We start from the raw sequence: 11473 nt of genomic DNA on the forward strand, positions 1-11473 counted from the left end.
CACGTCCCCCGGAAAGGACCCCATGAGCCGGCCCCCGCTGCTGGACCGCCGCCGCTTCCTCACCCGTTCCCTGGGCATCGGCACCCTGGTCGCCGCCCCCGCCCTGCTCGGCGCCTGCACCCGTACCGACGTCGGCGGCGGGGGGCCCGAAGGGGACGCGGACCTGCTGGCCGAGCTGCGCCGCCAGGGCCACGTCCGGATCGGCTTCGCGGGCGAGGCGCCGTACGGCTTCCAGGACGGAGACGAACTCGCGGGGGAGGCGCCCACGCTGCACCGGGAGATCTTCACCGCCCTCGGCGTCGGGGAACTGCGGGCCACGCTGACCGAGTTCGGCGCCCTCGTGCCGGGACTGCTCGCCGGACGCTTCGACGTGGTCAGCGCCGGCATGGCCATCACACCCGAGCGCTGCGCGAAAGTGATCTTCTCCGAGCCCGAGTTCGTCTCACCCGCCGCGCTCATGGTCCGCGAGGGCAACCCCAAGGGCTTGAGCGACCTCCGGTCCTGCGGGGAGAAGGGCGCCCGCGTGGGGGTCCTCACCGCCGCGGTGGAAGCCTCGTACGCGAAGGCGGCGGGCGTCCCGGACGGCTCGGTGAAGACGCTGGCCAAGCAGCAGGACGGCCTGGACGCCCTGCTCGCCGGACGGATCGACGCCTTCGCCCTCACCGCCATCTCGCTGCGCTGGCTCGCCCGGGCCAACCGGGGGGCCGCCGTGCGGGTCCTGGAACCGTTCGTGCCCACGGTCGACGGCGTCGCCCGGTACAGCCCCGGCGGCGCGGTCTTCCGGCCCGGGGCCACCAGCCTGCGCGACGCCTTCGACACCGAGCTCGCGAAGATCACGGGAGATCCCGACCGGTACGTGGGCCTGATCGGGAAGTACGGCTTCACCGCGCGCGAGGTGCCGCCCCGCACCCTGCGCACCGCCGATCTCTGCGCGGCCTGACGGGACACGGGAATGGCCGACTTCCTCCCCGAACTGGGCCGGACGCTCCCGGCCCTCGGCGAAGGCGTCCTGGTGACCCTGGAGGCCACCGGCCTCGGCGCGGCCCTCGCGCTGGTCCTCGCCTTCGCCCTGGGCCTGGCCTCCCGCTCGCGGTACCTCCTCGCGCGCGCCGCCACCCGCGTCGTCGTCGAGTTCCTGCGGGGGACCTCGCTGTACGTCCAGCTCTTCTGGCTCTTCTTCGCGCTCCCGATGCTCGGCTTCCGGCTGGAGCCCCTGGCCTGCGGGGTCCTCGCCCTCGGCCTCAACTACGGGGCCTACGGCGCGGAGGTGGTGCGCGGCTCGATCGCGGCCGTGCCCGCCGCCCAGACCGAGGCCGCGATCGCCCTCGGCATGGGGCCGGGGCAGCGCCTGCGGCGCGTCGTGCTGCCCCAGGCGTACGTCCTCATGCTCCCGCCCTTCGAGAACCTCCTCATCCAGCTCCTCAAGTCGACGCCGCTGCTGTCCCTGGTCACCGTGGCCGAGCTGACCTTCCGCGTCGACCAGCTCCGCTCCGCGACCGGGGCCACCGTGTCCGCGTACCTGCTGCTCCTGCTCGTCTACTTCGGCGTGGCGGCGCTGCTCAGTGCCGGCATGAACGCGCTGGAACGAGCGGCGAAGGTACGCCTGGGCCAGGAAGGCGGTGGTGCGTGATGTGGGACATGGACGCGGCCCGCGCGGCGCTGCCCGTGGTGCTGTCCGGCTTCGGCGTCACGCTCCTCGCCACCGTCCTCGGCTTCGCGGTGGCGGTGGTCGCCGGACTGGCCATCGCCCTGGTGCGGCGGTCCGCGGCCCGCTGGATCGCCCGGCCCGTCGGCTGGCTCGCCGCCTTCGTGCGCTCGACCCCGGTGATGGTGCAGCTCTTCGCCGCCTGGGTGCTGGTGCCGGGCCTGGACCCGCTGACGCTGGGCGTCCTGGTCCTGGGGCTGCACTACGCCACGTACCTCTCCGAGGTCTACCGCGCGGGCATCGACGCCGTGCCGAAGGGCCAGTGGGAGGCGTGCGCGGCGCTGTCCCTGCCGCGCGGCCGGGTGTGGCGGGCCGTGATCCTGCCCCAGGCCGTACGGAAGGTGCTGCCCTCGCTGGGCAACTACGCGGTCTCCCTGTTCAAGGAGACCCCCTTCCTGTCGGTCATCACGGTCGGCGAGATGGTGCACGAGGCGAGCACCTTCGGCAGCACCCACTTCGCCTACCTGGAGAGCCTCACCCTGGCCGCCGCCGTCTTCCTGCTCGCGAGCTGGCCCACGTCCCTGCTCGTCCGCCGCCTGGAGGCCCGCCTTGCCCACTGACACCACCGCCGCGGGAGGCCCTTCCGCTCCCGCGGACAAGGTCCGCTTCACCCGGGTGACCAAACGCTACGGGGAACACACCGTCCTCGCCGGACTCGACCTCGCGGTCGCCCCCGGCGAGAAGGTGACCCTCATCGGCCCGAGCGGCTCGGGAAAGACCACCATCCTGCGCCTGCTGATGACCCTGGAACGGGTCACGGACGGCATGATCCACGTCGACGGGCAGCCCTACTCCCACATGCCGACGGGCCCCGGCGGGCGGCTCGTCCCGGCGAGCGAACGCCATCTGACGCCACGCCGGCGGCGTGTCGGCATGGTGTTCCAGCACTTCGACCTCTTCCCGCACATGAGCGTGCTGGCGAACGTGGTGGAGGCGCCGCTGCACGTCCTCGGGCTGCCCAGGGACGAGGCGGTCAGCCGCGCCCGCGAACTCCTCGGCCTCGTCGGCCTCGCCGCCAAGGAGGACACGCATCCCACGCGGCTCTCCGGCGGCCAGCAGCAGCGCGTCGCCATCGCCCGCGCCCTGGCGATGCGCCCCGAGATCCTGCTGCTGGACGAGGTCACCTCCGCACTCGATCCCGAACTCGTCGCCGAAGTCCTCGACGTCCTGCGCGACATAGCCCGCGACACCGACATCACCCTGCTCTGCGTCACCCACGAGATGGGCTTCGCCCGGGACATCTCCGACCGCGTCCTCATGTTCGACCACGGCCGGGTGCTCGAATCGGGGCCACCGGAACAGCTCCTCGACGCACCGGAGCACGAGCGCACCCGGGCCTTCCTCGGCACCATCGCGTGAGCGCCGCCGAGGCGCTCCGGTAGCCACGCGACCGTCCGGGCCGGGCATCCGCGAGGCCATCGCCTTCGCCCGGACAGCCCGGCCGATTCCGGCGCCTGCCGTACGCTTGGAGCGGCGTTCGTGACCGGGGGGTGCGATGAGCGACGTGGTGACGCCCGCAGACGACGAGGACGGCGCTGGGGGCACCGGCGGCACCGGGGGCCGCGGCGGCGGCAGGACCAGGAAGGCGGCCGAGCTGGCCGCCGTCGTCTCCGCGGTGACCGCGCTGGCGGCCCTGGTGTTCGGGCTTCTGGGCACGATCGGCCCCGGAGGTTCCGTAGGCGAGGGGCGCGGTGCCGGGACCGGGCGGCCGACAGGGGAGGCCGCACCGCCGGCGGAATCCCCGTCGGCCGGCGCCACCGGGACCCGGCCCGCCCACCCGCCCGACTCGGCGCCGCCGCCCCCCTCGCCCTCCCCGGCCTCCGCACCCCCGCCGCTGCCGCGCGGCTGGCATGTCGTCAGGTCGAGGGCGCTCCGGCTTGAGGTCGCCGTACCCGACGGCTGGAAGCTCGACGTGGACACCGGCCTGCAGTCCACCTGGGTCTCTCCGGACAACCGCTACGTGATCGGCGTGAAGCGGGACAGCACCAACGGGCACACCGCGCAATCGGCGGCCATCGGCCAACTCGCCTGGTACCGGAGGACGGAGGAGTCGAAGATGGAGGCTCTGAAGGCCACGCCCCACCCGGACCGGCAGAGCGGGAAGCCCGCCGTGCGGCTGGAGATGGACTACCACTGGCCGGCACGGGAGATCCCGTGCCACCGGACCGAGATCTTCGTCGCGGGCGGGGACGGCCAGGTCTACCAACTCCACGTCAACGACCAGCAGTACGACGCGAGGCCCTCGGCGCTGCCGGGGCTTCTCGCCACGGCGCGGGCGCGACTGCGCATGGACCTCACCGACTGAGGAGAGGAGTCCGCCGCTCCGGCGGGGCGGCGACCTCCGGGTGGGCCACCTCGTGTGACGTGCCCAAGCTCCTGATCACCGGGGATCCCGGGCCGGAGCAGTAGGTGAATGTGCGCGGCCTGGTGCGGGTGAACGGGCTCCGGCGGTGCCCTTCGGGACACCGCCGGCATCCCGACGCGCAGGTGCGAGGAGGTGTCACACGAGAATGGGCTTGGGCAGTCGGTCGGGGCCGTACAGGTGAACCCGGACATCGGCGGGGACGGCGGCGCGCACCGTGGCGGCGACCTCCTCGGCCTGACGCGGCCAGACCAGCGGATCGAACCGGAGTTCCACGTGCACCTCGGGACCTGTGCCACCGTCGACGAGCCTGAAGCGGGGGTTCCCCGCCTCGTAGTGCCGCTGGTCGGTGTCGGGGTACAGGTGGTCGAAGGCGACCGCGACCTGCGGCAGGTCGGCCAGGACGGACACGTAGTCACCGGGAGTGAGGTAGCCGCCGCTCCGGCCGGTCGTCACGCAGTGCGCTTCGCGCCCCAGGGGGAGGAATCCCGGCTCGCCCCACTCCGGGCAGGGGCGCGGGGCGATCTCGACCATGTCCCCGGGCCGGTAGCGGATCCGGGGTTCGAATTCCACGTAGGGGTGGAGAGCCGTCACGAGCAGGCTGCCACGCCCGCCGAGCGGTACGTACCGTTCCGGGTCGGCGGGATCGACGACCTCGGCGACACACGAGGGAGGGAAGTGGTGATGGGTGCAGGTACGGCACTTGCGCGCGTTGCACATGCGCAGTTCGGAGAAGCCGTAGACGCACTCGATGTCCGCTCCCCACCACGTCCGCAGCCGTGACTCCCATGTGGGGGAGAGGAAGTCGCGCCCGACCTCGACCGTCTCGATGCCGAAGGCGGAGAGGTCGCCGAAGCGTTCCAGCATGTGCAGGGTCAGGATCTTGATGTGGCGTGTCGTGCCCACCAGGACGCGGATGCGGGCGCCGTCCGCGGCGCCGTGGGCGATGAGGTCGGCTGCCATGTCGGCGTAGCGCATCGAGAGGAGCGGAACGAAGTCGCCCTCCTCGGCCAGGTCGAGCCCGACAACGGCCCCATGGCTGATGCCTGCCAGGTGCAGACGGCGGCGGCCGTCGTCCAGGCGGCTCGACCTCAGGGCTGCCCGCTCCGCCTCGGTGGAGCAGAAGGCCTTCGGGACGCCGGAGGTGCCGTTGGTGAACCCGGTGACGACGCCGTCGGTGGCGGTGGATCGAAGCCGCGCACGGGCCGAAGACCAACCGTCGGGATCGAACTGGGGCAGCCGGCGCAGGATGGCGGGGGCGTTGTCCGGCCGGATCTCCCCGGCCGGGATCAGCTCACGGTAGAACGGGCTTCCCTCCCGGGCGCGGGTCAGCGTTCTGGCCAGGCCGATGAGGCGCTGCTCAGTGAGGGTGGGCTGCACTGGACCGTCTCCTGGGGAAGTGGATGGGGTGCCCGGGTGCGGGCCGTGCGCTCCCCGTCGCGGCGGAGCGCACGGCGGGCCGCACCGGCGGTCTGTCGGTCACCGCGGGGCGGCGCCGGTGATCAGCGGCAGGTGGGCGTGACGAACAGGGGCGCGTACGCGGATGACTCGGCCGGGGCGACCGCGGTGAGCCGGCAACCCGCCTGCGTCGTCGTCGCGGAGGCCGGGCTCGCGACCACGGCGGTGGCCACGGCCAGCCCGGCGCCGAAGGTGAGCAGGGCCGCGGCGCGCTTCGCCGTGATCTCGGGCATACCGTTGAGCATGGGCGATCTCCTATGCGGTGGAAGAGGTCCGGGTGCGTCGGTCGAAACGACGTGCTCGCCCGCCCGGACCGCGGGTGACCCGGGCGGGTCACAGGCCACGGGCCGGGCGAGTGCGAGGGCTGTGCGCGAGAAAGGAAAACCGTCAAGTACCGCTGACCGCTTGTCGAAACGACACGAGGACGCGGTCAGGTGCCTCACACCCGTCTCCCGCACGGGATCAGTAACCGACGACGCAGAAAACTCCCACGCCTGTGCCCCCTCCAGCATGACTCGCGGGGCACGTGTGCAGGCAGCGTCCGCCGCCTCGAAGGGCAGGCATCGCTGCCCCCGCGCACAAGGCACTGGTCCTGGCGCGCCGGGGCCCGGGGTCAGGCCGCGGTCGGTGCTCCCGGGACGCGGCGGCTGCCCCCGTTGCGCTCCTGCCAGGCCCGGTAGACGTCCACGGCGGCTTCGCGCGGCTCGTGGCGCATCGGCATCCGCCGCTCGTCCCAGTCCTTGGCGAACTCGGCGTAGAAGCTGTCCAGTTCGAAGTACTTGCGGTCGTCCACGTAGTGCGGCTCGTAGGCGTCGCGGGTGGTCAGGAAGACGACCTCGTCCGGCGAGCAGTAGTAGAGGGCGCCCAGGCACATCGGGCAGGGCAGCGCCAGGATGTAGATCGTGGCGCCGGTCAGGTGCTCGGTGCCCAGCTTCCGGCACGCCTCGCGGATCGCGAGGATCTCGGCGTGGGCGGTGGGGTCGTTGGTCTGGGCGACCCGGTTGGGGCTCTCGGCGAGGATCTCGCCGTCCTTGACGATGACGGTGGCGAAGGGACGGCCGCCCTCGGCGACGTTCTGCCGGGCGAGGTCGATGGTGCGCTGTGCGAAGTCCATGACGTGTTCCTCCAGGGGCGTGGTGGGGATGGGCCGGGGCGGGCCGTCGTACGGGGAGCGGCCCGCCCCGGACCTGCCGGGGTCCGGGGCGGAAGGGGCTTGCCCGTGGACTCGTCCGGCAGGGGGCGGAGAGGTGCGGTAGAGGTGTGGAAGAGGTGCGGTGAAGGGGCGGTCTCAGAAGGGCTTGGTCGGCAGGTACTTGCCGTCCAGGGTGATGACGGCGCGCTCGCCGCCCTCGGGGTCGGCGACCTTCTTCACGTCCAGCTTGAAGTTGATCGCGGAGATGATGCCGTCGCCGAACTGTTCGTGGACCAGGGCCTTGAGGGTGGTGCCGTAGACCTGGAGCATCTCGTAGAAGCGGTAGATGGTCGGGTCGGTCGGGATGCCGCCGGGGATCGAGCCGCGGGTCGGGATGGTCTGCAGCAGCAGGACCGCGTCCTCGTCCAGGCCGAGGAGCTCCGCGACCGCCTTCGCCGAGTCCTCCGGCAGGGCGTGCTGGCCGAGCACGGCGGCGGTGGTGAACGCCACCGAGAAGCCGGAGACCTCCGCGACGCGCTCCCAGGTGAGGTCCTTGCGGATCTTCGCCTCGACGGCACGGATGGCGAGCTGCTCGCGGGCGGTGGGGTCGAACTGGGCGTGGACCATGAGGGGTTCCTTCTCTCTTCGTGCGGGGTGATGTGAAAGCGGTGCGGTGTTGCGTACGAGTGCGGTGGCCGGCCCTCAGGCGTGGGACGGCGTGCGGTCCGTGGCCGCCAGCTCCTCGACCCGCCCGGTGGCGATGTCGAAGACCCAGCCGTGCAGCCGCACCGAGCCGTCCGCGAGGGCGCGGGCGACCGAGGGGTGGGTGGTCAGGTTGGCGAGCTGGGCGCGGACGTTCTCGCGGACCAGCGTGGGCACGTCCGTGCCGGGGGCCGTCCGGGCCAGCGAGGCGTCGGCGTGCCGCAGCCAGCCCGCGACGGCGGGGGCCGTGCCGAGGTCGTGGCCCTCGGCGAGGGCCGTCATGGCGCCGCAGGCGGAGTGGCCGCACACGACGATCTCGCGGACGCCGAGGACGGCGACGGCGTACTCGATGCTCGCGGCGACACCGTCGGCGCCGGGGGTGTAGGCGGGCACGAGGTTGCCGGCCGTGCGGACGACGAACAGCTCGCCCGGCTCGCTGCCGGTGATCAGCTCGGGCCCGACGCGGGCGTCGGAGCAGCCGATGAACAGGGTGTGGGGGGCGTGGTGCCCGGCCAGGTGGGCGAAGAGGTCCGCCCGGGCCGGGAAGACCTCCCGCTGGAACCGTGTGACGCCGTCGGCCAGGTCTCGCATGGTCACTTCCCTTCGATCGCTGCCACCCGGTGGGGGCGACGGGATCCACCATGCCCGAGCTGCATCTATAGCGTCCAATACCTACTACCCATGACTCTTATAGATCTGATCTATACTCTGGCTCATGGCCTCCCCCGAACTGCGCCACCTGCGCTATCTGCTCGCCGTCGCCGACCACGGCAGCTTCACCCACGCCGCCGAGGAGCTGCACATCTCGCAGCCGACGCTGTCGCAGCAGGTCAAGCAGCTGGAGCGGATGCTCGGGGTGCAGCTGCTCGACCGGACGGGGCGGGCGGTGCGGCTGACCGACGCGGGCGAGACATACGCCCTGCACGCACGACGCGCCCTGCGCGATCTGTCGGCCGCCGAGCGGGCCCTGCACGACGTGCGGGACCTCTCGCGCGGGCACCTGCGCCTCGCGGTGACCCCCACCTTCACGGCGTACCTGGTCGGGCCGCTGGTCGCGGCACTGCACGCGCGCCATCCGGGGCTCACGCTCACCGTCCGCGAAGCCACGCAGGACCGGATCGAGGCGGACCTGCTCGCGGACGAGCTGGACCTGGGGATCGCCTTCGCGGGCGGGCACCTGCCCGGGGTCGAGGCGGAGCCCCTGTTCACCGAGACCCTGAGCCTGGTCACGGGCGGCGGGGAGGCGGCCCACCGTCCCTGGTCCGTCATCGAGGTGGCCGAGCGTCAGCTCGCCCTGCTCAGCGGGGACTTCGCGACGCGCGGTCACATCGACGCGTACTTCACCGAGCACCACGTCAGCCCGCGCGTCACGGTGGAGGCCAACTCGATCCAGGCCCTCAGCGAGATCGTCCGCCGCACGCCGCTCGCCACGGTGCTGCCCGACGCCATCGCGCACGACCACCCGCACCTGGCCTCGGTCCCTCTGGAGCCGCCGCTGCCGACGCGTACGGTGGCCCTGCTCAGCCGCGCGGACGCCTACCGCAGCGCGGCGGCGGGGGCCTTCGCGCGGGTGCTGCGCGAGGTGGTGGAGGAGCGGGGGTACGCGCCCGTGGGGCGGTGAGGGTGCGCGGCGGACGGCCCGGGCCGTCACTGCGCGTCGAACGACACGCCGTCCTCGCTCGTGCGCAGGGCCACGGCCCGGTCGGCCACGGGGATCGTGCAGCCCTCGGTCGAGCTGCAACTCGCGTAACCGATGAGGACCTTGGCCTCTCCCGGGGCGGTCGCCCGGATCGGCAGGGTGACGGTGACGGGGCCGTCGGGGTAGACGGGGACGGCGCTGCGCACGCCGGGGACACGGATGGTCTTGACCGGCTTGTCCACCGTCATCGTGCCCGTGGGGGCGACCGCGCCGACGGGACGGACCTGGGTGGGCCGCCCCACCCCGTCGACACCCTGCACCGGGAGTGCGGTGCTGTAGAGGTGGAAGCCCGCGTCGTCCGGAGTGAACGTGGCGACCAGGGTGCCGGCGGCGGACTCCCATTCGGTCACGCTCAGCCGGACGGTCACGCCGTTCTCGTTGAACTCGGTGACCGGGGCGGGGCGCCGTGGCGCGGAGCCCTGCCCGCAGGCGGTCAGCGAGACGGCCGCGAGCAGGGCGGTGGCGGCGCCCCGGGCCAGGTGAGCGCGAAAGGGGCGGGAGAGGCGGGAAGGACGGGAGGGGCGGTGGGCGGCGTGCCGGAGTGTCATGTTCAAGGCCATGTCGTCGTTCGGTGTCTTTCTCGTGTCCCGGGGGAGGGCGGCGACCGTCGCGCCACCGCCGTGCCGGCGCGGGCGGAGCGCCATCAGGCCCAGTTCCGCAGGAACGCGCCGAGGCCCGCCTCGGTCAGGTCGGGGTTGCCGGTGGAGTGCGTCTCGGTCAGGACCTTCCCGTTGCCGTCGAGGACGACCAGCACCGGCATCTTGTAAGCGTCCTCGCCGGTGCAGTAGTCGCCCAGAAGGCTGAAGGCGGCGGAGTCCGACCCGCCGATGTCCACCTTGACCACGTGGTACGAGGCGTCGAGCAGCGCGCCCACACCCGTCGTGGCGAACGCCTCGTCGGCGGCCTTGCAGTTGCCGCACCAGTTGGCGCCGAAGTCGATCAGTACCTTCTTGCCGTCGGCCTTGGCGGCGGCGAGCGCGGAGTCGACGGCTTCCCGGGCGTCGCGGCCGGTCGGGTAGCCGGTGGTGAAGCCCGACGACCCGGGTGCCGCACCGCGCTTCTGGGTGGTGGGCTTGGCCCGGGCGGCCGGCTTCGAGACGGGCGTCGTCCTGACGGCGCGCGGCACGGCCTTGGGCGCGACGGTTCGCTTGGCCACGGGCGGCGGCGCGGCGGGAGCGGAGGTCGGACGTGCCGTCGGTGGCGTCGGCACCGGGGCGGGTGCGGAGGCGGAGGCGGGGGCGGGGGAGACGGGAGCGGTCGGCGCCCCCGAGGGTGCCCTGTCCCCGGCATTCCCGTCATCGTGGTCGGTGGGTGTATCGAGGACGGCGACCGTGGCCAGGTCCTGAGCCGAGTCGTTCTTCGGTCCGCCCAAGGCGGTGGCCACGGCGGCGGCGCCGACGGTGAGGGCGACGGCGGAGAATCGAACGAGGCCCTGTACGGCCGTCGAGCGTGGAGTGCGACGATGCGCGCCCATGGCGGATCAACCCCTTCTGCCGGTGAGATCTCCGGGGCCTGGAAGCGGCGCCGTCGGAGCGGGGCCAGAGCGAACGTTCTGACCGCTCGTGAGCCTAGGGGCCGAGACCGCCCGCGAAGCCGTCCTGAAGCCACCCATCAGGAAGCCTTAAGGCGCGGATGAGGTCCGGAGCGTGAACGAGTGATCCCGAGGCGCGGGAACGGCCCGTCGTCCGGGCCGGTCCCGCACCCGTGGGGTCAGGCTTCGGGCCGCCAGTCGAAGGAGAAGTGCTTGCTCGACCCGCCTCGGTACGGGCGGGAGAACTCGAACCCCTCGGCCCGGTCCGCCCGCACGACGCCCCACGTCGCCACCTGTCCCGGCCCGACCTCCGCTCCCGGAGCGTTGATCAGCTGGACGCGCCGAGCCGGGTCGCTGGTGGGGCCGGTGAGTGCCTTCGCGCCCACGCTCACCTGGTCCGACACGGTCGCACGCCAGTACGCCAGGTCCTCGGCGGCGTCGAAGGCGATCGGGGCGTACCGTACCTCGCGCACCTCCCCGATCAGTGACCCGAAGGTGCCGGGCCATCCGCCGACGTTGCCCCGGAAGATCTCTTCCAGCGCGTCGCGCTGCGCACGGGTTCCCCCGGCGTCGATGTAGAACATCACGCTCATCCGCGCGTCCGTGTTCTCCGCCCACATGTTGCCGGCGAACTCGCCCAGCGCGACGACCGCGAGGCCGTCGAGCCGCAGATCCTCGAAGTGCCCTTCGTGGATCTGCCACACGAGGGTGAACAGGCAGGCGCCGTTCGTGGGTGCCTGGGCGAAGGTGCAGGGGCAGGGTAGCGAGCAGCTGCAGACGTCGAACCACTCGCCTTGCAGGTGCCAGTTCGTCTTGTCCATGATCAAGCCGTTCCCCATACCTCCAGGGGGTATGCGAATGCGAACTTTCGTTCCCCTCTAATC

The 11473-nt window shown here is 72.6% G+C and carries 14 protein-coding genes; 6 read left to right on the plus strand and 8 right to left on the minus strand.

What is annotated here, in order from left to right; genetic code table 11:
• Positions 1 to 22: 22 nt before the first annotated feature.
• The 5 genes from ehuB (at position 23) to ACZ6J5_RS18170 (ending at position 4010) form a co-directional block, all read left to right on the plus strand.
• Positions 23 to 940: an ectoine/hydroxyectoine ABC transporter substrate-binding protein EhuB gene (gene ehuB, locus ACZ6J5_RS18150; RefSeq protein ID WP_469392581.1), complete on the plus strand. Its 918-nt coding sequence runs from the start codon at positions 23 to 25 to the stop codon at positions 938 to 940.
• Positions 941 to 952: 12 nt separating this feature from the next.
• Positions 953 to 1630 (plus strand): ectoine/hydroxyectoine ABC transporter permease subunit EhuC, encoded by a 678-nt coding sequence (gene ehuC, locus ACZ6J5_RS18155; RefSeq protein ID WP_469392583.1) that lies wholly within the window; start codon positions 953 to 955, stop codon positions 1628 to 1630.
• Positions 1630 to 2265 carry an ectoine/hydroxyectoine ABC transporter permease subunit EhuD gene (gene ehuD, locus ACZ6J5_RS18160; protein ID WP_469392859.1) on the plus strand — a complete coding sequence of 212 codons (636 nt, stop codon included), beginning with the start codon at positions 1630 to 1632 and terminating at the stop codon, positions 2263 to 2265. The genes ehuC and ehuD overlap by 1 nt, the downstream gene beginning before the upstream one ends.
• Entirely contained in the window at positions 2255 to 3064 is an 810-nt protein-coding gene (gene ehuA, locus ACZ6J5_RS18165) for an ectoine/hydroxyectoine ABC transporter ATP-binding protein EhuA (protein ID WP_469392585.1), read from the plus strand. The genes ehuD and ehuA overlap by 11 nt, the downstream gene beginning before the upstream one ends.
• Positions 3065 to 3209: 145 nt before the next feature.
• Positions 3210 to 4010, plus strand: a complete 801-nt coding sequence (locus tag ACZ6J5_RS18170) for a hypothetical protein (RefSeq protein WP_469392586.1) — start codon at positions 3210 to 3212, stop codon at positions 4008 to 4010.
• A gap of 195 nt (positions 4011 to 4205) precedes the next feature.
• On the opposite strand, the gene ACZ6J5_RS18175 is transcribed toward ACZ6J5_RS18170, so the two are convergent.
• The 5 genes from ACZ6J5_RS18175 to ACZ6J5_RS18195 form a co-directional block, all read right to left on the minus strand.
• Entirely contained in the window at positions 4206 to 5447 is a 1242-nt protein-coding gene (locus ACZ6J5_RS18175; protein ID WP_469392588.1) for a phenylacetate--CoA ligase family protein, read from the minus strand.
• Between the two features lie 122 nt (positions 5448 to 5569).
• On the minus strand, positions 5570 to 5770 hold the full coding sequence (locus tag ACZ6J5_RS18180) for a hypothetical protein (protein WP_469392590.1): 201 nt from the start codon (positions 5768 to 5770) through the stop codon (positions 5570 to 5572).
• A 368-nt stretch (positions 5771 to 6138) separates the two neighbouring features.
• Complete coding sequence (locus tag ACZ6J5_RS18185) at positions 6139 to 6639, minus strand: nucleoside deaminase (RefSeq protein ID WP_469392592.1); 501 nt, start codon at positions 6637 to 6639, stop codon at positions 6139 to 6141.
• A 174-nt stretch (positions 6640 to 6813) separates the two neighbouring features.
• Complete coding sequence (gene cynS / locus ACZ6J5_RS18190) at positions 6814 to 7284, minus strand: cyanase (protein WP_469392593.1); 471 nt, start codon at positions 7282 to 7284, stop codon at positions 6814 to 6816.
• Positions 7285 to 7359: 75 nt separating this feature from the next.
• Entirely contained in the window at positions 7360 to 7950 is a 591-nt protein-coding gene (locus ACZ6J5_RS18195; protein ID WP_469392594.1) for a carbonic anhydrase, read from the minus strand.
• 124 nt (positions 7951 to 8074) lie between these two features.
• On the opposite strand from ACZ6J5_RS18195, the gene cynR reads away from it, so the two are divergent.
• Entirely contained in the window at positions 8075 to 8980 is a 906-nt protein-coding gene (cynR, locus tag ACZ6J5_RS18200) for a transcriptional regulator CynR (RefSeq protein ID WP_469392596.1), read from the plus strand.
• A 26-nt stretch (positions 8981 to 9006) separates the two neighbouring features.
• Here the strand turns inward: cynR and ACZ6J5_RS18205 are convergent, their stop codons facing one another.
• The 3 genes from ACZ6J5_RS18205 to ACZ6J5_RS18215 form a co-directional block, all read right to left on the minus strand.
• Positions 9007 to 9606, minus strand: a complete 600-nt coding sequence (locus tag ACZ6J5_RS18205; protein ID WP_469392597.1) for a hypothetical protein — start codon at positions 9604 to 9606, stop codon at positions 9007 to 9009.
• 95 nt (positions 9607 to 9701) lie between these two features.
• A complete protein-coding gene (locus ACZ6J5_RS18210) occupies positions 9702 to 10532 on the minus strand; it encodes a thioredoxin family protein (RefSeq protein ID WP_469392599.1) in 831 nt (276 codons plus the stop codon).
• A gap of 236 nt (positions 10533 to 10768) precedes the next feature.
• Positions 10769 to 11410, minus strand: coding sequence for a DUF1326 domain-containing protein (locus tag ACZ6J5_RS18215; protein WP_469392601.1), 642 nt, complete (start codon positions 11408 to 11410; stop codon positions 10769 to 10771).
• Positions 11411 to 11473 lie beyond the last annotated feature (63 nt).

Source organism: Streptomyces sp. NPDC042100 (assembly GCF_055582325.1).

What these genes read in the sequence shown, in the direction of transcription:
- ehuB (WP_469392581.1), top strand. Translation starts at nt 23, where the DNA reads ATGAGCCGGCCCCCGCTGCTGGACCGCCGCCGCTTCCTCACCCGTTCC.
- ehuC (WP_469392583.1), top strand. Translation starts at nt 953, where the DNA reads ATGGCCGACTTCCTCCCCGAACTGGGCCGGACGCTCCCGGCCCTCGGC.
- ehuD (WP_469392859.1), top strand. Translation starts at nt 1,630, where the DNA reads ATGTGGGACATGGACGCGGCCCGCGCGGCGCTGCCCGTGGTGCTGTCC.
- ACZ6J5_RS18180 (WP_469392590.1), bottom strand. Translation starts at nt 5,770, where the DNA reads ATGCTCAACGGTATGCCCGAGATCACGGCGAAGCGCGCCGCGGCCCTG.
- ACZ6J5_RS18185 (WP_469392592.1), bottom strand. Translation starts at nt 6,639, where the DNA reads ATGGACTTCGCACAGCGCACCATCGACCTCGCCCGGCAGAACGTCGCC.
- cynS (WP_469392593.1), bottom strand. Translation starts at nt 7,284, where the DNA reads ATGGTCCACGCCCAGTTCGACCCCACCGCCCGCGAGCAGCTCGCCATC.
- ACZ6J5_RS18195 (WP_469392594.1), bottom strand. Translation starts at nt 7,950, where the DNA reads ATGCGAGACCTGGCCGACGGCGTCACACGGTTCCAGCGGGAGGTCTTC.
- cynR (WP_469392596.1), top strand. Translation starts at nt 8,075, where the DNA reads ATGGCCTCCCCCGAACTGCGCCACCTGCGCTATCTGCTCGCCGTCGCC.
- ACZ6J5_RS18205 (WP_469392597.1), bottom strand. Translation starts at nt 9,606, where the DNA reads ATGACACTCCGGCACGCCGCCCACCGCCCCTCCCGTCCTTCCCGCCTC.
- ACZ6J5_RS18210 (WP_469392599.1), bottom strand. Translation starts at nt 10,532, where the DNA reads ATGGGCGCGCATCGTCGCACTCCACGCTCGACGGCCGTACAGGGCCTC.
- ACZ6J5_RS18215 (WP_469392601.1), bottom strand. Translation starts at nt 11,410, where the DNA reads ATGGACAAGACGAACTGGCACCTGCAAGGCGAGTGGTTCGACGTCTGC.